Source organism: Williamsia sp. DF01-3 (assembly GCF_023051145.1).
Taxonomy (GTDB): Bacteria; Actinomycetota; Actinomycetes; order Mycobacteriales; family Mycobacteriaceae; genus Williamsia.
The window spans coordinates 3,964,917-3,986,509 of sequence record NZ_JALKFS010000005.1; the positions used below are offsets into that span (position 1 = coordinate 3,964,917).

Annotated in this window: 24 protein-coding genes and 1 pseudogene; 8 read left to right on the forward strand and 17 right to left on the reverse strand. The window is 64.9% G+C overall.

The features are described 5' to 3' along the window. Positions 1 to 37: 37 nt before the first annotated feature. Entirely contained in the window at positions 38 to 1,432 is a 1,395-nt protein-coding gene (locus MVA47_RS20785; RefSeq protein WP_247209719.1) for a phosphomannomutase/phosphoglucomutase, read from the reverse strand. A 215-nt stretch (positions 1,433 to 1,647) separates the two neighbouring features. Between MVA47_RS20785 and MVA47_RS20790 the strand changes: the two genes are divergently transcribed. Further along, entirely contained in the window at positions 1,648 to 2,718 is a 1,071-nt protein-coding gene (locus MVA47_RS20790) for a phosphatase PAP2 family protein (RefSeq protein ID WP_247209720.1), read from the forward strand. Here the strand turns inward: MVA47_RS20790 and MVA47_RS20795 are convergent. Next, complete coding sequence (locus tag MVA47_RS20795; protein ID WP_247209721.1) at positions 2,639 to 3,079, reverse strand: DUF3499 domain-containing protein; 441 nt, start codon at positions 3,077 to 3,079, stop codon at positions 2,639 to 2,641. The two genes, MVA47_RS20790 and MVA47_RS20795, sit on opposite strands and share 80 nt — an antisense overlap. A gap of 74 nt (positions 3,080 to 3,153) precedes the next feature. Between MVA47_RS20795 and MVA47_RS20800 the strand changes: the two genes are divergently transcribed. Further along, on the forward strand, positions 3,154 to 3,660 hold the full coding sequence (locus MVA47_RS20800) for a metallopeptidase family protein (protein WP_051406720.1): 507 nt from the start codon (positions 3,154 to 3,156) through the stop codon (positions 3,658 to 3,660). 96 nt (positions 3,661 to 3,756) lie between these two features. Here the strand turns inward: MVA47_RS20800 and MVA47_RS20805 are convergent, their stop codons facing one another. Continuing rightward, a complete protein-coding gene (locus MVA47_RS20805; RefSeq protein ID WP_031333673.1) occupies positions 3,757 to 3,990 on the reverse strand; it encodes a WhiB family transcriptional regulator in 234 nt (77 codons plus the stop codon). A 467-nt stretch (positions 3,991 to 4,457) separates the two neighbouring features. On the opposite strand from MVA47_RS20805, the gene cofD reads away from it, so the two are divergent. Genes cofD through MVA47_RS20820 form a run of 3 tightly spaced genes read left to right on the forward strand, consistent with a single transcriptional unit; the run spans position 4,458 to position 7,367 of the window. Further along, on the forward strand, positions 4,458 to 5,459 hold the full coding sequence (cofD, locus tag MVA47_RS20810) for a 2-phospho-L-lactate transferase (RefSeq protein WP_247209722.1): 1,002 nt from the start codon (positions 4,458 to 4,460) through the stop codon (positions 5,457 to 5,459). Continuing rightward, positions 5,452 to 6,795: a coenzyme F420-0:L-glutamate ligase gene (locus MVA47_RS20815; RefSeq protein WP_247209723.1), complete on the forward strand. Its 1,344-nt coding sequence runs from the start codon at positions 5,452 to 5,454 to the stop codon at positions 6,793 to 6,795. Before cofD ends, MVA47_RS20815 begins: the two co-directional genes overlap by 8 nt. Further along, on the forward strand, positions 6,792 to 7,367 hold the full coding sequence (locus MVA47_RS20820; RefSeq protein ID WP_247209724.1) for an NUDIX hydrolase: 576 nt from the start codon (positions 6,792 to 6,794) through the stop codon (positions 7,365 to 7,367). Before MVA47_RS20815 ends, MVA47_RS20820 begins: the two co-directional genes overlap by 4 nt. Here the strand turns inward: MVA47_RS20820 and glgC are convergent. Continuing rightward, positions 7,364 to 8,580 (reverse strand): annotated as a pseudogene (gene glgC / locus MVA47_RS20825) (glucose-1-phosphate adenylyltransferase). The gene MVA47_RS20820 and the pseudogene glgC sit on opposite strands and share 4 nt — an antisense overlap. Positions 8,581 to 8,733: 153 nt before the next feature. Here glgC and glgA point away from each other — a divergent pair. Then, the gene (glgA, locus tag MVA47_RS20830; RefSeq protein WP_247209725.1) at positions 8,734 to 9,903 is read left to right on the forward strand and encodes a glycogen synthase; all 1,170 of its coding nucleotides are present in this window, start codon (positions 8,734 to 8,736) and stop codon (positions 9,901 to 9,903) included. On the opposite strand, the gene MVA47_RS20835 is transcribed toward glgA, so the two are convergent. The 12 genes from MVA47_RS20835 to dapE form a co-directional block, all read right to left on the reverse strand. Continuing rightward, positions 9,876 to 10,541 (reverse strand): methyltransferase domain-containing protein, encoded by a 666-nt coding sequence (locus MVA47_RS20835; protein ID WP_247209726.1) that lies wholly within the window; start codon positions 10,539 to 10,541, stop codon positions 9,876 to 9,878. The genes glgA and MVA47_RS20835 overlap by 28 nt on opposite strands. Then, entirely contained in the window at positions 10,514 to 10,711 is a 198-nt protein-coding gene (locus tag MVA47_RS27320; RefSeq protein WP_374474287.1) for a putative RNA methyltransferase, read from the reverse strand. The genes MVA47_RS20835 and MVA47_RS27320 overlap by 28 nt, the downstream gene beginning before the upstream one ends. Positions 10,712 to 10,749: 38 nt before the next feature. After that, positions 10,750 to 10,917: a DUF3117 domain-containing protein gene (locus MVA47_RS20840; protein ID WP_023963302.1), complete on the reverse strand. Its 168-nt coding sequence runs from the start codon at positions 10,915 to 10,917 to the stop codon at positions 10,750 to 10,752. Between the two features lie 127 nt (positions 10,918 to 11,044). Beyond that, the gene (locus MVA47_RS20845; RefSeq protein ID WP_023963301.1) at positions 11,045 to 11,365 is read right to left on the reverse strand and encodes a DivIVA domain-containing protein; all 321 of its coding nucleotides are present in this window, start codon (positions 11,363 to 11,365) and stop codon (positions 11,045 to 11,047) included. A gap of 7 nt (positions 11,366 to 11,372) precedes the next feature. After that, positions 11,373 to 12,110 (reverse strand): acetoacetate decarboxylase family protein, encoded by a 738-nt coding sequence (locus MVA47_RS20850; RefSeq protein ID WP_062800818.1) that lies wholly within the window; start codon positions 12,108 to 12,110, stop codon positions 11,373 to 11,375. Continuing rightward, positions 12,107 to 12,985: an SDR family oxidoreductase gene (locus MVA47_RS20855; RefSeq protein WP_247209727.1), complete on the reverse strand. Its 879-nt coding sequence runs from the start codon at positions 12,983 to 12,985 to the stop codon at positions 12,107 to 12,109. Before MVA47_RS20855 ends, MVA47_RS20850 begins: the two co-directional genes overlap by 4 nt. Before the next feature lie 147 nt (positions 12,986 to 13,132). Further along, positions 13,133 to 14,149: a glucosyl-3-phosphoglycerate synthase gene (locus tag MVA47_RS20860; RefSeq protein ID WP_247209728.1), complete on the reverse strand. Its 1,017-nt coding sequence runs from the start codon at positions 14,147 to 14,149 to the stop codon at positions 13,133 to 13,135. Beyond that, positions 14,146 to 14,958, reverse strand: coding sequence for a dihydropteroate synthase (folP, locus tag MVA47_RS20865; protein WP_247210969.1), 813 nt, complete (start codon positions 14,956 to 14,958; stop codon positions 14,146 to 14,148). The genes MVA47_RS20860 and folP overlap by 4 nt, the downstream gene beginning before the upstream one ends. A 106-nt stretch (positions 14,959 to 15,064) precedes the next feature. Continuing rightward, a complete protein-coding gene (locus MVA47_RS20870; RefSeq protein ID WP_247210972.1) occupies positions 15,065 to 16,786 on the reverse strand; it encodes a long-chain-acyl-CoA synthetase in 1,722 nt (573 codons plus the stop codon). 144 nt (positions 16,787 to 16,930) lie between these two features. Further along, positions 16,931 to 17,470, reverse strand: coding sequence for a TIGR00730 family Rossman fold protein (locus MVA47_RS20875; protein ID WP_247209729.1), 540 nt, complete (start codon positions 17,468 to 17,470; stop codon positions 16,931 to 16,933). Then, on the reverse strand, positions 17,467 to 18,213 hold the full coding sequence (locus tag MVA47_RS20880; RefSeq protein WP_247209730.1) for a TIGR00730 family Rossman fold protein: 747 nt from the start codon (positions 18,211 to 18,213) through the stop codon (positions 17,467 to 17,469). The genes MVA47_RS20875 and MVA47_RS20880 overlap by 4 nt, the downstream gene beginning before the upstream one ends. 49 nt (positions 18,214 to 18,262) lie before the next feature. Then, positions 18,263 to 19,366: a succinyl-diaminopimelate desuccinylase gene (gene dapE, locus MVA47_RS20885; protein WP_247209731.1), complete on the reverse strand. Its 1,104-nt coding sequence runs from the start codon at positions 19,364 to 19,366 to the stop codon at positions 18,263 to 18,265. 99 nt (positions 19,367 to 19,465) lie between these two features. Here dapE and MVA47_RS20890 point away from each other — a divergent pair, with 99 nt between their 5' ends. Then, positions 19,466 to 19,867, forward strand: coding sequence for a VOC family protein (locus tag MVA47_RS20890; protein WP_247209732.1), 402 nt, complete (start codon positions 19,466 to 19,468; stop codon positions 19,865 to 19,867). Here MVA47_RS20890 and MVA47_RS20895 read toward each other — a convergent pair. Next, positions 19,849 to 20,559, reverse strand: coding sequence for an AraC family transcriptional regulator (locus MVA47_RS20895; protein WP_247209733.1), 711 nt, complete (start codon positions 20,557 to 20,559; stop codon positions 19,849 to 19,851). The two genes, MVA47_RS20890 and MVA47_RS20895, sit on opposite strands and share 19 nt — an antisense overlap. A gap of 47 nt (positions 20,560 to 20,606) precedes the next feature. On the opposite strand from MVA47_RS20895, the gene dapD reads away from it, so the two are divergent. Further along, positions 20,607 to 21,557, forward strand: coding sequence for a 2,3,4,5-tetrahydropyridine-2,6-dicarboxylate N-succinyltransferase (dapD, locus tag MVA47_RS20900; protein WP_247209734.1), 951 nt, complete (start codon positions 20,607 to 20,609; stop codon positions 21,555 to 21,557). Positions 21,558 to 21,593: the final 36 nt, after the last annotated feature.

Below are 21,593 nucleotides of genomic sequence, written 5' to 3' on the forward strand. Positions count from 1 at the left end.
AGAATTGCCGTCCGAGCCGCCCCTCACCGCGGTCTGCTCAGCCCCGCACCACCCCGAGGATGCGGTCGACCAGCTCGTTGACCCGCTCCGCGGTCGGCGCCTCGACGTTGAGCCGCAGCAGGGGCTCGGTGTTGGAGGCACGCAGATTGAACCAGGACCCATCTGCGAGATCCACGGTGACGCCGTCCATCCGGGCGGTCTCGGTGATCTCGTCACCGAAATCCGCGAGAACGGCCGCAGTGCGCGCGACCTGGTCGTCGACCGTTGAGTTGATTTCTCCTGAGCTCTTGTACCGCTCGTAGCGGGCCATCATCGCCGACAACGGCTGATCTGAGGCACCGAGCGCGGCAAGCACGTGCAACGCCGCGAGCAGCCCGGAGTCGGCGTTCCAGAAGTCCTTGAAGTAGTAGTGCGCGGAGTGTTCACCTCCGAACACCGCACCGGTGTCGGCCATCTCCTGCTTGATGAACGAATGCCCAACACGGGTCACCACCGGCGTCCCGCCCAGCTCTGTGACCAGCTCGGGAACCGCGCGTGAAGTGATCAGATTGTGAATCACGATGGCGCCCGGATTCTTTGCGAGCTCACGTTCGGCCACCAGCGCGGTCACCGCTGACGGCGACACGGGTTCACCCAGCTCATCGACCACGAAGCAGCGGTCGGCGTCCCCATCGAAGGCCAGCCCGATGTCGGCCCCGGTCTCGCGCACATACGCCTGCAAGTCCACCAGGTTCTTCGGATCGAGGGGGTTGGCCTCGTGGTTGGGAAATGTTCCGTCCAGCTCGAAGTAGAGTGAACGCACGGTGAACGCCTCAGATCCGCCGAGGACCACCGGAACTGTGTGACCACCCATGCCATTGCCCGCATCCACGGCGACCGTCAGATGCCGCAGACCGGAAAGATCGACGAGCTTGTGCAGATACGCCGCATAGTCCGCCAACACATCGCGCTCGGTCAGGGTTCCCCTGGTGCTCTCGGGGGCCGCCGTGCCGTCCACCCCGTGCACCAGCTCGCGCGAGATGGTGGCCAGTCCGGTGTCCTGACCGACAGGTTTTGCACCGGCGCGGCACAGTTTGATGCCGTTGTACCGAGCCGGGTTGTGACTCGCGGTGAACATGGCGCCGGGCCGATCCAGGAATCCCGACGCGAAGTACAGCTGGTCGGTGGACGCAAGACCGATCATGGTGACGTCCAGTCCCTCGGCCAGTGCGCCGTCCGCGAAGGCAGCGGCCAGTTCCGGCGACGACTCCCGCATGTCGTGGCCCACCACCAAACCCAACTGGCCCTCGGTGCGCATGAGGCGGCCGAACGAAGCTCCCACGCTCCTGACGAACTCCGAGTCGATCTGTTCGCCGACGAGACCACGTACGTCGTAGGCCTTGATGACGGCGCTGACCAACTCGGGGCTGAACAGCTGTGCGGGACGATCCACGGAATGGCTCCTTCTCATCGGGTGCATGTGCATCCATTGGAACTGGCGAAAAACGGCTCGGTCGACACCGGGGTCGCCGCGCAATCATGACCGAACTGCAGAGCCCCCAAAAAACTGACGCCCCTGTTACATCTTGGTACGCCCGAACCCGATTCGCCGAGTTCGCGGCGGCGCGTCTGGTTTCCGAGAGAGTGAACCTGGTCCTCGTCCGTCGCGTGACGGTCACCATCTGGGCCGCCACGATCATCGTGCTGCTGGCCACCAGGACCATGTCGTTCGGCAGATCGTACGTTCTCGTGGCCCTCGGGCTCGGGCTTGCCGCGGCATCCATCGGACGACGGAACATCCTTTCGGTGGTGCGCGACTGGCTGCCGTTCGGTGTGCTGCTGGCGGTCTACGACTCCACTCGCGGTATCGCAGCCTTCCTCGGGATGCCGACCCAGTGGCACCTCGCGGTGGACGCGGACCGGTGGATGTTCCACGTCGTGCCGACCGTGTGGCTGCAAGAACACCTCAAGATGGCCGAGGCGCAGTGGTGGGAGGTGTTCACGAGTTTCGTGTACATGTCCTACTTCATCGTTCCCTACGCGGTCGCCGGCTTCTTGTGGCTCAAAGATCGTCTGCAGTGGCGTCGATTCGTCTTGCGGCTCATCGCCATCTTCTTCATCGGGTTGATCGGCTACATCCTGGTGCCCGCCGCACCGCCATGGGCGGCGGCCAAATGCACCCCGGCCGAGGTCGCCGACGGATCGGCGTTCCCGCTCTGCATCACCCAGCCCGTCGAAGACGCCCCCGACGGCGGCCTGCTGGGCCCGGTGCAGCCGAGGCACGATGGCGCACAGCCGTACGTCGAGCGCATCTCCAGTCGCGGTTGGGATGTGCTGCACATCGGACCCGTCCGCGAGGTGCTCGAGGTCGGGCAGAAGAAGTCGAACCAGGTGGCCGCGATCCCGTCGCTGCACGCCGGTGTCACCGCACTGCTGGCCATGTTCATGTGGGGCCGCACCCGTGCGTTGGGACGCACGATGTACACCGGATACGCACTGGTGATGGCGTTCACGCTGGTGTATTCGGCCGAACACTACGTGATCGACCTCTTCCTCGGCTGGGGCCTGGCAGCGCTCGTCATGGTTGGTTGCCACTACGGCGAGCGGGCGTGGACGAACCGCAAAGATCGACGGCTACAGGCGGATTCGCAGGCGGCGTTCAGTCGACAGGATCAGGCAGTACTCGAAGGTGCCCGCGGCGACCTGGTCGAGGACGAGGAAGCGGATCGGGTCCGCTGAGCGAACCGTTGCCACGAGGCGCGGGGCGCTCATGGGATCCGATCGACTCGCCGGAACGTACGGACGACGAGCGGGGCACCAGTCCCCCACCGCCGGCTGCCTCACGGACAGCCTCGGCAAGAGCGGTCAGATCGTCCTCGTCCCGCAGAGGCTGGGCGAACCCACCCTCACTGCGCAGCATCTCCCACCCCCGAGGCACGGTGATCCGCGTGGCGTGCGTGTCACACAGATCCCACGAATGAGGTTCGGCCGAGGTCGCCAGCGGACCGACCACCGCGGTCGAGTCCGAATACACAAAAGTCAGAGTTGCCACCGCCGGATTGGCGCAACCGGGCCTGGAACACTGACGTGGGAGCCTCACGGAGGAAGATTATCCCGACCGACTGGCGGGTCGTAGCAGGACACACCGTCCGCGACTGCCTAGACTTGCGCTCTATGGCTCCCATTCGTCCTCCGCTGGCACGACCGCGGCGCCGGCGAACCTCACGTGGTGTTCCACGGGTCCGTGATCGGCGGGGCCGCGGATTGCGTTCGACGTTGCTGCCTACCCACGTCCCCGCCTGGACCAGCCGGTCACAGTCGTTCGATGCGGTGGTACTCGAGGCATTCGCCGAAATCGACGCGCGTTGGCATGCCCGGTTGACCGACCTGGACATCGCGGTGGACGACGTGCCGAGGATGCTCCCGCGCGACCCCGAGACCGTTCAATGGCCGGTGGAGGTGACGGCCGACGGCCCGATACCTCTTGCCCGGCTCATCCCGTCCGGCATGGACTCGCAGGGGCGAGCCACCAAAGCGCGCATATTGTTGTTCCGCCGCCCGCTGGAGAGCAGGGCGAAAAAAGGTGCAGATCTGCTGGACCTCGTACACGAGGTCCTGGTGCAGCAGGTCGCTGCACACCTCGGTGTCGACGAGGACACGATCGATCCGCCACCGACCTGAGAGGCGCTGAACAGACCCCGCTTACCGAGCTCGTCGACGGCTTCAGCGCAGACGCCCCGAGCTCACAGAGCGAGGGTGCAGAGAAAAGCGAGAGACCTAGACGATCCCGCGCTTGATACGGCGACGTTCACGCTCTGACAGGCCGCCCCAGATTCCGAAGCGTTCATCTTTGTGCAGCGCGTATTCCAGGCATTCCGGACGTACTTCACAACCCTGGCAAATGCGCTTGGCTTCCCGGGTCGAACCGCCCTTTTCAGGGAAAAAAGCTTCTGGATCGGTCTGTGCGCACAGCGCACGGTCCTGCCACTGGTCTTCGACCGCTTCGAACATATCATCGAATGCCGACGTGACCAGGCTCAGGCGAGGACGTTCAGTTTGGTTGGTTTCGGATGCATTCGATTGCGAATCGACTTGCGGTTCAAGGCTGTTGGTAGCCATGTGTTCCAGAGCCATCGTCCCGCCTCCTCATCTCACTTCGAATTGTGCAGTTGGTCAATCGGATTCGAACAAGTGATCGATCCCCGTGCCCCGCAACAATTCTCGCTGTCAAAACAGGGAATGACACTGATGTGATTAGACACGGGTTTGGGTGTCCAGGTCAAGCTCAGCGGGGAAATTGCTTTATCACCCCTCTGCCCGATTTCGTTGTCTCGACACGGCGCAGAGCGAGGAAAAGTCAGGCGAGGATATCGAATCGCCGCAAAAACCCCCAAATTGCGCGACGTCGCCGTGAGCAACGTTACGTGCACTCGGCTCACTTCGCTGGCACTCTCGGCAAGCGCCTACCCTGGTTCCCTGTGAAGGTGACGGTTCTCGTCGGAGGCGTCGGTGGCGCCCGGTTTCTGCAAGGTGTACGTGAACTCCTGGGACATACCCCGTTCCCGGAGGTTCTCGCGTCCGGTCGCGCCCCGGCCGACCATGAGGTGACGGCAATCGTCAACGTGGGAGACGACGCGTGGATGCACGGGGTCCGGATCTGTCCGGACCTCGACACCTGCATGTACACACTCGGTGACGGCATCGACACGGAGCGCGGCTGGGGCCGACGCGGGGAGACGTGGCACGCCAAGGAGGAACTGGCTGCCTATGGCGCCGACCCCGATTGGTTCGGGCTGGGTGACCGTGACCTGGCGACCCATCTCATCCGCACGCAGATGCTCGATGCGGGTTACCGGCTCAGCGATGTGACCGCAGCGCTGTGCCGACGGTGGGATCCGGGCGTTCGCCTGTTGCCCGCCACCGATGACCGCCACGAGACCCACGTCGTCGTCAGCAAGGAAGAGGACGAGAAGGTCGCGATTCACTTCCAGGAATGGTGGGTGCGTCACCGAGCGCAGATCCCGACCCACGGGTTCGCCCAGGTCGGTTCGGACGATGCCAAAGCCGCGCCCGGGGTTCTCGATGCCATCGCCGATGCCGACATCGTCTTGCTGGCACCGTCGAACCCCGTGGTCAGTGTCGGCGCAATCCTCTCGGTCCCCGGCATCCGGGGAGCGTTGCGGACAACCGCCGCACCGGTCGTCGGCATCTCCCCGATCATCGGGACCAGTCCCCTGCGCGGCATGGCCGACGAGTGTCTCTCGGTCATCGGCGTGGAGACGAGCCCCGAAGGTGTCGGTCGGCACTATGGAGCGCGTAGCGGCAACGGCATCCTCGACGGGTGGCTCATCGCACAGGGCGACACCGCCGACATCCCCGGTGTGGCGGTCGCGTCTGTTCCCCTGCTGATGAGCAATCCGGAGACGACGGCCCAGATGGTCCGCGACGCATGTGATCTCGTGGGTGTGGCGCATGGATGAGGACCACGCCGCCGGTGGGACGATCCAGATCCTGCCGATCGCCGGCCTGCCGCGGTTCCGGGCGGGTGACGATCTCGCCGGTGCGTTGGCAACGGCGGCCGATTGGTTGCGTACCGGCGACATCTTGGTGGTGACCAGCAAGATCATCTCGAAGGTCGAGGGCCGGATGGTGCCGGCCCCCACCGACCCGGAAGCCCGCGACATCGCCCGTCGCGCCCTCGTGGACTCCGAAGCGGTGCGGGTGGTGGCCCGAAAGGGCCGCACACTGATCACCGAGAACAAGCTCGGCATCGTTCAGGCGGCATCGGGCGTCGACGGCTCCAACGTCGACGGTGACGAATTGGCACTGCTCCCCACCGATCCTGACGCCAGCGCTGCGGCCCTGCGCGCGTCCCTGCGCGACCGACTGGGCATCGACGTGGCCGTATTGATCACAGACACGATGGGACGGGCCTGGCGGGTCGGACAGACCGACGTGGCAATCGGAGCCGCAGGTATCGCTGTCACCCACCCGTACGAGGGTTCGGTCGACGAGTACGGCAATCCGCTGATCGTCACCGACATCGCCGTCGCCGACGAACTCGCCGCAGCCGCCGATCTCGTCAAGGGCAAACTGGGCGAGATCCCGGTGGCGGTGGTGCGTGGTCTGACTCCGCGCGGAAACGGCACCACCGCAAGGGATCTCCTTCGTCCCGGCGAGGAAGACCTGTTCTGGTTGGGTACTGCCGAAGCCATCGATGTGGGTCGGCGGCAAGCGGTCCTCATGCGCAGGTCGGTCCGTGATTTCACGGACGAACCGGTACCGGCCGATGTGATGAGGGCAGCATTCGCCGACGCCCTGACCGCACCTGCACCGCACCACAGTCGTCCGGTGCGCTTCGTGTGGCTGCGCGACCGCACCCGTCGCGTTGCGTTGCTGGACGCCATGGCACGTAAGTGGCGTCACGACCTGACCGACGACGGCAAGACCGAATCGTCGATCAGCAAGAGGGTGGCGCGCGGTCAATTGCTCTATCGGGCGCCAGAAGTCGTCATCCCCGTGCTGACAGGCGATGGGCGGCACGACTATCCGGACGACCGGAGGACGGCGGCGGAGCACACGATGTTCACCGTGGCTGCCGGTGCCGCCGTGCAGGGCCTGCTCGTTGCACTGGCCGTGCGTGATGTCGGGAGTTGCTGGGTGGGTTCGACGATCTTCGCGCCGGACGCGGTGAGAGCCGAGCTCGGACTTCCAGACGACTGGGAACCGCTCGGCGCCGTCGCCATCGGATTCCCCACCGGCCGGCTCGAACCGAGGACGCCTACGAACACCGACGACCTGGTGGTGGAACTGTGAGCGCCCAGAGTCTGCACCGCTCGACCACCGAACTGCTCACCGGATGGCAGGCACCTGACCCGCACCAGGATTCGTTACGTCACACCGTGCTCGCGTTCCTGGCGGCCGCACCGCGCGGGTGCCTTCGCGAGAGTGCGGCGGGGCACATCACCGCGTCGACCATCGTGATCAACGCGGCCCGCACCCACGTGCTGCTCACGTTGCATCCCCGGGTCGGCAAGTGGATCCAGCTCGGTGGGCACTGCGAGGACACGGACGAGACCATCGCCGACGTCGCCACTCGCGAGGCGCGAGAGGAATCCGGGATCGCCGGCCTCGACGTCGTACCGGAGCTGGTCCAGATCCACACGCACCCGATCACCTGCTCGCTGGGTGTACCCACCCGGCACCTCGACCTACGGTTCGCGGCGTTTGCCGACGACAATGCCGACGGCACCCTGCCTGCCATCGTCCGCAGCGACGAGTCGGTGGATCTGGATTGGTGGCCCATCGACGCGCTGCCCGAGAACACCGAACACCCCGCCATCCCGGCGCTGATCGACGCAGCGCTCAGCACTGCAGCCGGTCGCTAGACCCGTACGCCCTTGCCGATGGCCACGACGCCGCCGTTGCTGAAAGCGAAACGCTCGCGGTCACGTTGTTCGTCGACGCCGACGATCTCGCCGTCTGACACCACGACGTTCTTGTCCAGGATGGCCTTTCGAACGACCGCCCCCTTACCGATCCGCACACCCGGCATCAGCACGCTGCCTTCGACGGTGGCGCCGTCTTCGACGATCACGTTGGAACTCAGGACAGAGTTGCGAACGGTGGCTGCAGAGATGATGCTCCCCGCCCCCACCATCGACTCCTGCGCGAGGCCCCCTGGACGAACTTCGCAGGCGCCACCAGATAGTCCGCGGAGCCGTGGATGGGCCAGCGCCGGTTGTAGAGGTTGAAGATCGGGTGCACCGACACCAGGTCCATGTGGGCGTCGTAGAAGGCGTCGAGGGTGCCGACGTCACGCCAGTATCCGCGGTCGCGGTCCGTGGCCCCGGGCACCTGGTTGTCCTTGAAGTCGTAGACGAACGCCTCACCGCGGTCGACGAAGGCCGGGATGATGTCGCCGCCCATGTCGTGGTCGGAGTCGGGATTGTCGGCGTCGGCCTTGATCGCCCTCACCAAGGCGTCGGCTGTGAAGACGTAGTTGCCCATCGATGCGAACGTCGCGTCCGGATCGTCCGGCGTGCCGGGCGGATCGGCGGGCTTCTCGAGGAACTGGGTGATCTTGCCGCTGTCGTCGGAATCGATACAGCCGAACGCCACGGCCTCCGCACGCGGAACCCGGATGCCCGCCACCGTGCACTCGGCACCAGAAGCGATGTGGGCCTCGACCATCTGCTCGGGATCCATCCGGTAGACGTGGTCGGCGCCGAACACGACGATGTACTCGGGCTCCTCGTCGTAAACCAGGTTCAACGACTGGAAGATCGCATCGGCGCTACCGGTGTACCAGCGGGGTCCGAGCCGTTGCTGCGCCGGGACAGGCGTGATGTATTCGCCGTTGAACCCCGATGGCCGCCAGGTCTGCGAGATGTGGCGGTCGAGCGAGTGCGACTTGTACTGCGTGAGCACGCACAGCCGCGAATACCCGGCGTTGACGAGGTTGCTGAGGACGAAGTCGATGAGCCGGTATCCGCCACCGAACGGCACGGCGGGTTTGGCGCGGTCCATCGTCAACGGAAAGAGTCGTTTCCCCTCGCCGCCGGCGAGGACGATCCCGAGGACGTGGCGCTGTGAAATCACCCCTTAAACCTATCCGTCAAGTGACGTCGCGGCCAGAGACAACAGGCGAGAGTTTCGAAATCGCTTGCGCTATCGCGACACAACTTCTGATCACACGGCGGGATTGAAGTGCACCGATGGCGTTACGGCCTTCGCCCGACTAGCGTCAGACCCATGCGCGTGGCGATGATGACCAGGGAATATCCACCAGAAGTGTACGGCGGCGCCGGAGTCCACGTCACCGAATTGGTGCGCCATCTGCGCCACCTCGCCACGGTCGACGTGCACTGCATGGGCGCTCCGCGTGAGACCGCTCAGGTCCACGGAGTCGATCCCGGCCTCGAAGGCGCCAACGCGGCGATCACCACACTGTCGTCGGATCTACGGATGGCGGTGGCCGCCGAAGGTGCATCGGTCGCCCATTCACACACCTGGTACACCGGGCTCGCCGGCCACCTCGCCGCGCAGCTGCACGGGATACCCCATGTGCTGACCGCACATTCACTCGAACCCCGCAGACCATGGAAAGCCGAGCAACTCGGCGGTGGATACCGCGTGTCGAGCTGGGTGGAGAAGAACGCCGTCGAATACGCAGATGCAGTGATCGCGGTCAGTTCGGGCATGCGGATCGACGTGTGTGATGCGTATCCGCGCCTCGACCCGGACAAAGTGCATGTTGTCCGCAACGGCATCGACACCCACACGTGGCACCCGGTGGACGCCGCCGACTCGACGTCGGTCCTGACCGACATCGGCGTCGATCCGTCACGCCCCATCGCGGTGTTCGTCGGTCGCATCACCCGGCAAAAGGGTGTTCGCCACCTGATCGCGGCAGCCCACCACATGGACCCCGATCTGCAACTGGTGCTCTGTGCCGGGGCACCCGACACCCCAGAGATCGGTGCCGAGATCGCCGAAGCCGTGGAGCACCTGTCTGCCGCCCGTTCGGGGGTGTTCTGGGTGCGCGAGATGTTGCCCACCGAGAAGGTTCGGGAAATCCTTTCGGCTGCAACGGTATTCATCTGCCCGTCGATTTACGAGCCGCTGGGGATTGTCAACTTGGAAGCCATGGCATGCGGAACCGCGGTCGTGGCCTCTGACGTCGGTGGCATCCCCGAGGTGGTCCGAGACGAGGTCACCGGCCTACTGGTGCACTACAGCGAGGACAACACGCGCGACTTCGAACACGATCTTGCCGCGGCGGTGAATCGGGTGGTCGCAGATCCGGTTCAGGCCGCAGCCATGGGTGCAGCCGGCCGCGAACGCGCCATTGCCGAATTCTCGTGGGACTCGATCGCCGAGCAGACGCTGTCGATCTACGAAACTGTCTGCGCCACAGGCTGATACACCTGGACGGTCGTCGACACCGTCACCGACAGCGGGTCGGGCAGACCGGAAAGCTTCGTGGCGACATCGCCTGGTGTCAGATGGAATGCGGACGGACCCATGAGGACCACATCGGCTATCTCAGAATGCGACAGGGCAACCGAGTACTCGACCAGGGTGCGTTCGATGCGGACGAAGGTGCCCGCCATGCTGTTGCCGATCCGCTCGGACTTGTCCTTGTCCACTCCGATCATGCCCACGGCGTCCACCAGTTCGCGCAGGTGGCGAGGCGTCGGGGTCACCACCACCAGCTTGCCGTCGGCCCTGAGCACTCGCGCGAACTCCGGTACGTTGCGCGGCGAGAACACCGACAACGCAAGATCGATCACCCGATCGGCGACCGGAAAGGGTTGCCAGCCATCAGCGACGACGGCACCGATGTCCCCCGGCAGCCGACCGAGTTGCCGCGCCGCGATCTTCGAGAGGTCGATGCCGACGCCGCGCCCGCCCGACGCATCGACCGCGGCCGACAGGTAGTGCCCGGTACCCGCACCCACGTCGAGAATCGTTGCGCCAGGCGCGCACTGATCGCGTACCGCGGAGAGAATCGGGTTGTAGAAACCCGCGTTCAAGAATCTTGTTCGGGCACCGAGCATCTCGGCGGTGTCCGAACGAAAACTGCTCCCCCGCCCCCGAGCAGGCTGACGTATCCCTGCTTCGAGATGTCGAAACTATGGCCGCCGGTGCACCAGAGAGTGCGGTCGGCGCACTCGAATGGTGCCCGGCACACCGGACAACACAAGAGATCGACCACTGCAGAAAGCATGGTCGATCGTCTCCTTGTTGTTGCTGCGTGTCACCGGATCAGGCGGTCACCCCACGCAGTTCTTCACCCAATGCCGCTGCCTCGTCCGAGGTCAGCTCGACAACCAGTCGGCCGCCACCCTCGATGGGGATGCGTACAACGATTCCTCGCCCTTCCTTGGTTGCTTCAAGGGGACCGTCCCCGGTCCGTGGCTTCATCGCCGCCATCTCTGCTCCCTTCAGATTCGCTGCCGCAGTCGGCGTCGAAGTCTGATCTTATTCGGTCGGTGCCAATATCCGTTGACACCGCGCGGTTATACGCTGGTCGGCTTCTATAGTACGGACTACTGACGGGTTATTCTGCCTCTTGCGCTGGGCTTTCGACCTCATCACGCGCCTGGAGCCGGTATAGCGCCGACCTGAGTTCATCGATTTCCCTGGCAAGCTTCTCCAGGGCCCAGTCCACTTCGCCCGCCTTATAGCCGCGGGTCACCTGTGCGAACCGGAGGGACCGGATGTCGTCGCCGGTGATCCCGGCGCGCGGCAGCCGTGTCAGCGTGGTGCCCGGTTCAAGGGGCGGAAGGTCTTCCGACCGCCCGAACACCACCCAGACAACGGCGAACACGACACCGATCACGGCGATCATGATCAGCAGGTAGAGCAGTAACGTCAGCACCCATCCACTATGACACCCGCTCGGCGTCCTCGAACGTCATCTCCAGGTGGCCGACCGACGATGTCATCAACGCCCGACGTCCCAGCTTCAGGCTTCGCAGCTCATCGGCGATCGGATGCGAACCCAACTGCAGATCGGCGCCACCGATGCGGGTGCGGGTGTCCTTGGTGTTGTTCAGCACCCACGGGGTCTCCCTGGTGACCCCGTCGAGATGTGAGTAGGCACGCAAGACCGTGGTGGCGCCGGAATCGGGAACCTTGATGCCCGGCCGCACCGTCAACGCAGCGATCATCTGTCCGCCCTCGCTGACGACTCCCCGCTTTGTGGCGCTGCGATGGTCGACATCGAAGTCGGCCAGTGTCTTGGGAAAGCCCCAGATGCCCCGGCCCGCAGCAAGAGTGAACTCGCCGTCGACGGGAAGTCGGTGCACGAGGGCACGTGCCCGCCCGGCAGCCAGATCCCTCAGATTCGAAACGATAGACGCGCCACGGCGTTCCCGATCACCGACGAGCAGGCACACCCCGAATTCGTTGTAGGGACCGAGATCTCCGTCCACGTAATCGACGAATACGAGCATGCACATCGCCCGGCCCGGGCGCACCTGCATCACCTGCAGCCCTGTCTGGTCGATCGCGGCCTGCGCCGCCGACGCCGAGGCGGTGAACCCGGCAACAAAACAACTCGCATCACGAACCTGTACCGGCATCTGCACCTCGGCGCCCAACACCTGATGTGCGGTGGTCATGACCTTGCCTCCTCTGTGTTCTCGACTGCTCCGTCACTCTCCGTGTGGACGACTCCGCGCAAGCCCTCGGCTCCGAACAACGGCTCGAGCATGGAACTGAAGTCGGGACCGCGCCGCAGCATCTGGCCCCCGTCCACATTGATGACCTGTCCGGTGATCCAAGACGATTCGTCACCGAGCAGGAAACGCGCCAGCGCGGCGATGTCCTCCACCTCGCCGACACGAGGCAGCGGGGTGCTCACCCGGTAGTCCTCGCTCAGCGTCGCGTCGTCCACGATCATGCCCACCAATTCGGTGCGGGTCAGACCCGGCCGGATCCCGTTGACGCGAACGTTGCTGGCGCCCAACTCGTCTGCGGCCAGCGCAACGAGGTGATCGACGCCCGACTTGGTGACGCCGTATGCCCCGAACCATCGGTGCGTATTGCTCGCCGCGATCGACGAGATGGCCACGATCGACCCGCCGCCGCCCCGTACGAGTTCGCGCCCGCCGTGCTTGATGGTGAACATCGTGCCGTTCAGGTTGAGGTCGATGGTGCGTTTCCACGCAGCGGTGTCCATCTGGGTGATCGGGCCGATGGTCTCGCTACCGCCGGCGCACGCAACGATTCCGTCCAGGCGCCCGGTGAGAGCCGTGGCCGCGGCCACCGCTTCCGCGACCTGATCCTCGTCGGTGATGTCGCCGGCGTGAGCGTGCACCGAACCGCCCACCAGTGCTGCGTTGAACTTGTCGGCCGTCTCGCCGAGGCGCTCGGCGTTGCGCCCGACGATCGTCACCTTGGCCCCCTGCTCGGCGAGTGCACCGGCGATTCCCGCGCCAATCCCACTGCCGCCACCGGTGACCAGAACGGACTTACCTGTCATCGAACCCGACATCGACCAACTCCCCGAAGTGTGAAACGGACACCTTGCTAGAACATGTTCTAGTTACGGTAGCCGACCGGGGCGCTGCATATGCAAAGACGATCCACCTGCTCGGCAGGTGGATCGTCTTTGGTGCTGTGGTGACGGTTGGGTCGACCGTTACGAGGCGCGGCGCGCTCGCGTGGTGGCCATCGGCCGCAAGGTGTTCATCGCGGGCCGATCAGCGAGGTAGACATCGGTGGTCTTGGGTGTGAAGGTGCCGTCGGGCTGGATCTTGAACTGGGTGAGCCCCACACCCGAGTCCTCGATGCCGCACCGGCCCATCAGTGTGCCGACGATCTGACGACTCATCACCCCGAGCTCCACAAGAGGGCGGTTGCGGTGGGTGCGCACACCCAGGTTGACCTGGCCGATGCCGGCCATCCCGTAGCGGTCGTACGTGTCGACGAGCAACCCGATCTCCACTCCGTAACCGGGGGCGAAAGGAACGGCGCACAGCAGTTCTCGGGTGCCGGCGTATTCGCCTCCGAGTGGTTGCAGCACCGCGGTGAGATCAGGTTTGAAGGACGCGAGCAGCGGCCTGGCAACCAGTTCGGTGACTCGGCCGCCTCCGTTTGCGTCCTCACCCTGACCCGTACGGAGCGGGCGTCGATAGAAGCCCTTCACCAATTGGATGTCCTCGTTGATCAGCAGCGGTCCGAGCAATTTCGGCACGAACATCGGATCGGGATCGATGAGGTCGGAGTCGACAAAAGCGATGAGATCGCCGGTGGTGGCGGCCAGCGAACGCCACAGGACTTCACCTTTACCGCGAACCGGCTCCACCTCGGGAACCGCCTCTTCACGGGTGATCACCTGGGCACCGGCCGCGCGAGCCCGCTCGGCGGTGGCGTCGGTCGAGCCCGAGTCGAGCACCACGAGTTCATCGACCAGGGTGCCGACGAGTGGACGGATCGAGGCGATCACATCCGCGACGGTGTCTTCCTCGTTCAGCGCCGGCAGGACCACCGACACCGTGCGGCCGCGTTTTGCGGCCACCAACTCCTCGACAGACCAGTCTGGTCGGTCCCAGCTGTGATCGGCGGCCCACTCGGCCTGCGGTGAATCTTCGGGCGCGGACGCGATGGGCGTCCAGACGCGGTCGGACCTTCCAGTGACGTGTTTTCCAGCGGTCATGCCAAACCCCTTACTGTTCGGGCAGGTGGTCTGGTCCCGGCTATTGCGGCAACCATCTCGACCACCCTTCGTGTGGCGGCAACCTCGTGAACGCGAAACACTCGTGCTCCCGCCGAAGCGGCAAGTGCTGTCGCGGCCAGTGTCCCCTCCAGCCGATCTTCCAGGCCTACCCCTAGAGTCTCCCCTACAAAATCCTTGTTGCTCAGTGCCATCAGCACTGGCCAGCCGGTATTAACCAGAACGTTCACCTGGCGTAACAAAGCCAACCCGTGATGAGTGTTCTTACCGAAGTCATGCGTCGGATCGATGACAATCGAATCACGGCGCACACCTGCGGCAGCCGCGCGGTCGGCAGCTGTTGTCACCTCCGCGAGCACGTCGGCCACCACGTCGGGGTACCGAACCCTGTGGGGGCGGGTACGCGGCACGGCTCCCCCGGTGTGCGAACAGACGATGCCCGCCGACATCTCGGCGGCCACCGAGACCAGGTCTGGATCGGCCCCCGCCCACGTGTCGTTGATCAGATCCGCTCCGGCGTCCACTGCTTTGCGGGCCACATCGGCGCGCCATGTGTCGACGCTGATGATGAGATCCGGGTGCCGGTTGCGGATCCACTCGACCATCGGCAACACCCGGTCGATTTCCTCTGCGGCATCCACGTCGGCACCGGGACCCGCCTTCACCCCGCCGATGTCAACGATGTCGGCACCCTCGGCGACGACCTGCTCGACTCGGGACTTCGCGCCGTCGTCGGTGAAGCTGGACCCACGGTCGTAGAACGAATCAGGTGTCCGATTGACGATCGCCATGACCAACGCACGATCCGTGACCACCGCACGGCCGCAGAGGGTCGGCGACACCGGCGCATGCGCCGACCACGCGTCAGGCCTGACGGTCTGCGCGCTCGGGATCGACTTATCCGCGGGGGACTTTGGCACCGGCAACGTCATCGGGGTACTCATCGTAGAACTCGATGTACCCGTCCTCGCTACCGGTCAAAACATAAAGCGCATCGTCGCCGACGTCCGTGTAACCCTGATCGCGCAGCTCGACCTTCCGGTTCTTGAACGTCGATGTCTGCTCGAGCTGATCCACGACTCGGAGGAACAGCGGGACCGCGTACGGGGGCAGCTCGTCGTACAGGTGTTTCGCAAGCGCCTTCGGGTCCAGGTCGGCGCCCTCGCGGACGGTCACCGAGGCCATTCCGGCCTTGCCGTCACTGCCCGGCACCTCCACGCCGTAGACCACGGCCTGATCGAGGGTGTCGACGCCTGCGAGAGCACCCTCGACCTCGGTGGTCGCGACGTTCTCGCCTTTCCAGCGGAAGGTGTCACCGAGCCGGTCGACAAAGGCGATGTGCGACATACCGAGATCGCGCACGAGGTCACCGGAGTTGAACCAGCGGTCACCGTCCTTGAACGCGTCGGAGATGATCTTCTTGTTCGACGCCTCTTCATCGGTGTAGCCATCGAAGGGCACTCGGTCGGAGATCTCTGAGATGAGCAGTCCCGCTTCACCTTTCGAGACCTTTGTCAGGCGACCGTCGCCATTGCGTTTCGGGTCGCCCGTCTCGTGGTCGTACTCGACGACCTTGTACGGCAGCGGGCAGAACCCCGCGGTGCGGGTCAGGTTGAACACGTTGATGAATGCCAGGTTGAGCTCGGAGGCGCCGTAGAACTCGACAACCCGCTCGATGCCGAAGCGTTGGGTGAATTTCTCCCAGATCTCGGCCCGCATGCCGTTGCCGACGATCACCTTCACGCCATGGCTGCGGTCGGTCGGCTTCTCGGGCTGGGCCATCAGGTACCGGCAGAGTTCGCCGATGTAGCAGAACGCAGTGGCCCGGTTCTGGATCACGTCGTCCCAGAAGCGGGACGCCGAGAACGACTTGCCGATCGCGAGGCATGCGCCGGACGCCAGCACCGACGACAGCGCGACTGTCAGTGCATTGTTGTGGTAGAGCGGCAGCGCCGAATACATGGTGTCGCTGTGACGAAGCCGCACCCCCATGCCGCCGATGCCGTCCATGCTGGTCATCCAGCGGTAGTGCGACATGATGCTGGCCTTCGGCATCCCGGTGGTGCCAGAGGTGAAAATGTAGAACGCCTTGGTCTTTGCGGGAAGCCCGGCGGTGACCGCAGGATTCTCTTCGCTCAGACCTTCGGTGGCCTCGTCGAGCTCATCGAAGTCAACTGTGACCGAGGGCAGCACGTGGTCGTCATCGATCGATTCGAGGGCCTCGCGAACCTCCGGGTCGACCACGAGAACGGTGGCCTCGAGGATCCCGAGGCTGTGGGTGAGCACCTTCCCACGCTGGTTGTAGTTCAGCATCCCCGCCACCGCGCCGAGCTTCACCGCGGCGATCATCACCAGGAGCGTCTGTGGATGGTTCTTCGCGAGTACGCCGACGACGTCGCCCTGTCCCACACCGTTCTTGCTGAAGAAATCGGCATAGCGGTTGATCCGGCGATTGGCCTCACCGTAGGTGATGGAATTGCCCTCGAACCGGATGAAAGGCCGCTCGGGGTGTTTGGCCACCAGCGAGTTGAACACCGACCCGATCGTCGACTCCGCCGACGGCCTGCGAAGGATCAGCCCCGGTGCGTGCCTGACGATGCCGGGTACGTCCGGCACCATTGCAAGCGCGCCCTTCGCGACGTCGAGAAGTCCAACACTTGTCCGGGATTCACTTGCCACCTGAGCTCCGATGCTTGTCCGTTGTGCCCCCAAACGAGCTCCGTAGAGCTCCGCACGGCACATTCGCGATGAGGTTACCGATATTCACAGATAAATATTGCACGCTGCCAAAGCGTCGCGGACCGACTTGGTGACCACAAGCCGATCGAGTGCATGCGTGGAGACGAATCCGGTTGTCGTCAGGTCACGCAACCACCGCACGAGCGGGTCGTAATGTCCTCCGGGATCGAGCAGGACCACGGGCTTGTCGTGCATCCCGAGGTAGCCGGCCGTCCACGTCTCGAACAGCTCTTCGAGCGTCCCGATACCTCCGGGCAGGGTGATGAACGCATCGGCCCGATCGTCCATCTGCTGCTTGCGCTCACGCATGGTGTCAGTCACGACGAGTTCGTCGGCGTCGGTGTCAGCGACTTCGCGGTGCACCAGAGCTTTGGGGATGATCCCTACCGTGTGGCCACCGGCGTCGCGGGTTGCCTGTGCCACCGCACCCATCATGGACACGTTGCCGCCCCCGGACACCAGCGTGTTCCCGGTGCTACCGATGGCGGTGCCGAGCTCGGCCGCCAACTGTAGGTACTCGGCGGGCACTGGTCCGGAAGCGCAATACACGCAGATCGAACTCATGACTTGGCCTGCCGCTGGCGCGACTCGTCCACGATCGCGACTGCTTCGGTCACCGAATCGGTCACCTGCAGGAGCTCGATGTCGGTTTCGGACACCAGGCCCTCACCGGCCATCGTCGTGCGGACCCAGGCCAAGAGCGGTTCCCAGAAGTCTTTGCCCAACAAGACGATCGGGAATTGGACCACCTTGCGGGTCTGCACCAGCGTGAGAGCCTCGAAGAGTTCGTCGAGTGTTCCGAAGCCGCCGGGCAAACAGATGAAAGCCTGCGCATACTTCACGAACATCGTCTTACGGACGAAGAAGTACCGGAAATTGATGCCGAGGTCGACCCATTCGTTCAGGTTCTGCTCGAACGGCAGCTCGATGCCGAGCCCGATGGAGTAACCGCCGTTCTCGCAGGCGCCGCGATTGACCGCTTCCATCAGACCGGGTCCGCCACCGGTGATCACCGGATACCCCGCGTCGGCCAGCGCCGCACCCAGCTCGCGGCCCAATTCGTAGAACGGAGAACCTGGTTGCACTCGGGCCGAACCGAACACGGTCACCGCGGACGAAACCGTCGAGAGGGTGTCGAAACCCTCGACGAATTCGGACTGGATGCGCAGTACCCTCCAGGGGTCACGTGCCGAATCGGGTGATCGCAGCAGGCGCTGGTCGGTGGTCTGAACAGGCTTGTCGTGATCCTCGCGGATCCGGGCCGCCCCGCGATAGCTGAGCCGGGTGTCTCGGTCGGGTGTTGACATGCCACGACGCTAGCAACGGTCGACAGATGTCGGCCCCTCGAGCAGTCGGTCAGGTGGTGAGATACCGCCGCAGGACGTCGGCCACCTCGGTGATCTGTGCTGTGGGCACCCGTTCATCGCGTTTGTGCGCGAGATTCGGGTCACCCGGCCCGAAATTGACCGCCGGGATCCCGAGCGCTGAGAACCGGGACACATCGGTCCACCCGTACTTCGCCCGGAACTGCCCGCCTGCTGCCTCGACCAGGGCCGCGGCCGCCGGATGCCCGAGTCCGGGCAGCGCTCCCGCCGCCGAATCCGTCACTTCGAAGGTCACTGCGCCCGAGGCGATCTCGTCCGCGAACAGCTGGCGGACGTGGTCGGTCGCCTGCTCCACCGACCGATCGGGTGCGAACCGGAAATTCACGTCGACGCTCGCCACGTCGGGCACGACGTTCCCGGCGACACCGCCCTCGATCCGTACGGCCGACAGCCCTTCCCGGTATTCGCACCCGTCGATGTCCACTCGGCGCGCCTCGTAGGCGGCCAGGGCGTGGAGCACCGAGCCCAGCTTGTGGATCGCATTGTCGCCCAGCCAGGAGCGAGCCGAGTGGGCGCGCACACCCGCGGTGCTCAACCTCACCCGCAGGGTGCCCTGGCAACCCGCCTCGATCTGGCCGGCAGTGGGCTCACCCAGGATGGCGACGTCTCCGGCGAGCCACTGCGGCAATTCGCGCTCGATGACACCGAGGCCGTTGTATTTCGCGGCGATCTCTTCGCAGTCGTAGAAGATCAGGGTCAGATCACAGTTCGGGTCGTCGAGTGTGGCGGCGAGGTGCAGGAAAACCGCATCGCCGGACTTCATGTCGACCGTGCCGCAACCGTGGAGCACGTCACCCTCACTGCCGACCGTCTCACGGCGACTCGGGACGTTGTCGGCGATGGGGACGGTGTCGAGGTGACCGGCCAGCACCACTCGACGGGGCTTACCGCGATCGGTGCGGGCGAGCACCCGGTTGCCGTGGCGCAGCACCTCGAAACCGGAGGTCTGCTCGCGTATCGCGGTCTCCACGGCATCCGCGATCACGGCTTCGTCATGACTGACACTGGGGATGTCGACGAGCGCCGCCGTCAGGTCGATCGGGTCGGCGCGCAGGTCAAGGGCCGGAATACTCACGTGGTTCACCGTAGTCGCCCACCGCTCCCCCGCACGAGTTGTCCACGTCGTCCGAAACGTTCATGACCGATGCCCGGCCAGGCAAATACGTTGACGCTCATGAAAACGCCGATGCCGATCCTCAATGCGCTGTCCATCGTGGTCGAAGACATGGCCGCCTCGATCGCGTTCTACCGAGCGTGTGGTCTCGAGTTCGCAGACGACGGGGTTGATGCCCCTCATACCGAGTCGACTGCATTCGGGGGATTCCGGATCCTGCTCGACACCGCCCGCAGCATCGCCGAGTTCGACCCCGCATGGTCGACGCTCGCGAAGGGTGGACGGATCTCGTTGGCATTCGAATGCGCTGACCCGGCCGAGGTGGATTCTCGATACGCGGAACTGACCGGAGCCGGACACACCGGCCGGCTCGAACCGTTCGACGCGTTCTGGGGCCAGCGCTACGCGACCGTCGTCGATCCCGATGGGAACAGCGTCGACTTCTACGCCCCCTCGACCTGACCACGCGCAAAATGGGTCGGGGGTTTCCCGGTGACCGCCCGGACCTCGCGGAACATGTGCGCGTAGTCGGCGTATCCGGTCGAGTGGGCCACCTCTGTGAGCGGGGCCCCGGCCCGTAGACCATCCAGCGCCGAATCCACCCGGAGGATCCGGGCGAGCGTCTTGGCGCCGTACCCGTAGTGGTGCCGTGACCATCGCTGGAGCTGACGAGGGCTCACGCTCACCTCGTCGGCGACCCGGCTCACCGGTTGACCATCCGCCAACAGTGCCGTCGCCGGACGGAGCCATCGCGGGGGCGGCCTCCGGGCGAGGCGGTCGGCGGCGCATCTCTGTAGTACTGCTGCAGGATCCGCGGCGCACGCCAACTGTTCGGTGAGCAGACGTGCCGCCCGGGCCGACAACACATCGGCGAGCGCGACCCTGCTGTTGAGCAGTTCGTCTGCAGCACAATCGAAGACGACGGGGGCCATGCCCGGCTCGAATCGCACAGCGGTCATATCTGCCGTGCGCGATCCCTCCACGACGACGGGCCGGGTGTCCGGTCCGGCGATCATCAGATCTGTTCCCGTCCATATCAGGTCCATGCACCCATCCGGCAATATCTCGGTGGGACCTGCCGGGCCGCTGCGCCACCAGATCGTCGCGGGCACCAGCGACGAGCGACGTTCGTGGTAGGTGACGGATTCGGACACACTCTGGATTGTCCTGCGTGAAGTTGCTCCGCGTAAACTCATGACCCGTGACCAACGCATCTGGAGCCTCAGCCATCGGCATCGCCACCATCACCGATGACGGGGCGGTCCTCGACACCTGGTATCCCTCGCCCGAACTCACCGAGGTGACCGAATCCGGTACAGATCTCCTCGAAGGCGACGACGTACCCGCCCACCTCAGCTCTCTCGTGGGCAGTGACACCGACCGCGGTGTGCGCACCGTGGCGGTCCGCACCTCGATCGTGCTGGCCGATCCACCTTCCGACGCGCACGACGCATACCTGCGACTGCATCTGCTCTCGCATCGACTCGTCGTTCCCCGGGGCGCAAACATGGACGGGATCTTCGGGAAGCTGTCGAATGTGGTGTGGACCAACTTCGGCCCGTGTGCCGTCGAGGGCTTCGAGCTGACCCGCGCCAAGCTCCGGGGCCGCGGAGACGTCACGGTGTATGGCATCGACAAGTTCCCCAGGATGGTCGATTACGTTGTGCCGAGCGGAGTCCGGATCGCAGACGCCGGCCGCGTACGGCTCGGTGCGCATCTTGCCGAGGGAACAACGGTGATGCACGAGGGTTTCGTGAACTACAACGCCGGAACACTCGGACAGTCGATGATCGAGGGCCGGATCTCTGCCGGGGTCATCGTCGGCGACGGGTCGGACGTCGGCGGTGGCGCGTCGACGATGGGCACCCTGTCCGGCGGCGGCAAAGAGATCATCTCACTCGGCGAGCGTTGCCTGCTGGGGGCGAACTCCGGGTGCGGTATCGCGCTCGGGGACGACTGCGTGATCGAAGCGGGCCTCTACGTGACCGCGGGCACCAAGGTCACCGGACCTGACGGCACCGTGGTCAAGGCGCGGGAGTTGTCGGGCAAGAGCAACATCTTGTTCCGTCGCAACAGCACCACCGGCGCCGTGGAGGTGGCCCCATGGAAGGGCGATGGAATCGAACTGAACGCGGCACTCCACGCGAACTGACGCTCGAGGAGGTGCGGCGGAGTCGACGGTCAGTCG

Bases quoted from the DNA above. Each gene is read 5' to 3' on its own strand.
- MVA47_RS20850 (WP_062800818.1), bottom strand. From the start codon at position 12,110: ATGACCACCGCACATCAGGTGTTGGGCGCCGAGGTGCAGATGCCGGTA.
- MVA47_RS20860 (WP_247209728.1), bottom strand. From the start codon at position 14,149: ATGACCGCTGGAAAACACGTCACTGGAAGGTCCGACCGCGTCTGGACG.
- glgA (WP_247209725.1), top strand. From the start codon at position 8,734: ATGCGCGTGGCGATGATGACCAGGGAATATCCACCAGAAGTGTACGGC.
- MVA47_RS20800 (WP_051406720.1), top strand. From the start codon at position 3,154: ATGGCTCCCATTCGTCCTCCGCTGGCACGACCGCGGCGCCGGCGAACC.
- MVA47_RS20840 (WP_023963302.1), bottom strand. From the start codon at position 10,917: ATGGCGGCGATGAAGCCACGGACCGGGGACGGTCCCCTTGAAGCAACC.
- MVA47_RS20855 (WP_247209727.1), bottom strand. From the start codon at position 12,985: ATGTCGGGTTCGATGACAGGTAAGTCCGTTCTGGTCACCGGTGGCGGC.
- MVA47_RS20870 (WP_247210972.1), bottom strand. From the start codon at position 16,786: ATGGTGCCGGACGTACCCGGCATCGTCAGGCACGCACCGGGGCTGATC.
- MVA47_RS20890 (WP_247209732.1), top strand. From the start codon at position 19,466: ATGAAAACGCCGATGCCGATCCTCAATGCGCTGTCCATCGTGGTCGAA.
- folP (WP_247210969.1), bottom strand. From the start codon at position 14,958: ATGGCGATCGTCAATCGGACACCTGATTCGTTCTACGACCGTGGGTCC.
- MVA47_RS20815 (WP_247209723.1), top strand. From the start codon at position 5,452: ATGGATGAGGACCACGCCGCCGGTGGGACGATCCAGATCCTGCCGATC.
- MVA47_RS20805 (WP_031333673.1), bottom strand. From the start codon at position 3,990: ATGTTCGAAGCGGTCGAAGACCAGTGGCAGGACCGTGCGCTGTGCGCA.
- MVA47_RS20875 (WP_247209729.1), bottom strand. From the start codon at position 17,470: ATGAGTTCGATCTGCGTGTATTGCGCTTCCGGACCAGTGCCCGCCGAG.
- MVA47_RS20835 (WP_247209726.1), bottom strand. From the start codon at position 10,541: ATGCTCGGTGCCCGAACAAGATTCTTGAACGCGGGTTTCTACAACCCG.
- MVA47_RS27320 (WP_374474287.1), bottom strand. From the start codon at position 10,711: ATGCTTTCTGCAGTGGTCGATCTCTTGTGTTGTCCGGTGTGCCGGGCA.
- MVA47_RS20880 (WP_247209730.1), bottom strand. From the start codon at position 18,213: ATGTCAACACCCGACCGAGACACCCGGCTCAGCTATCGCGGGGCGGCC.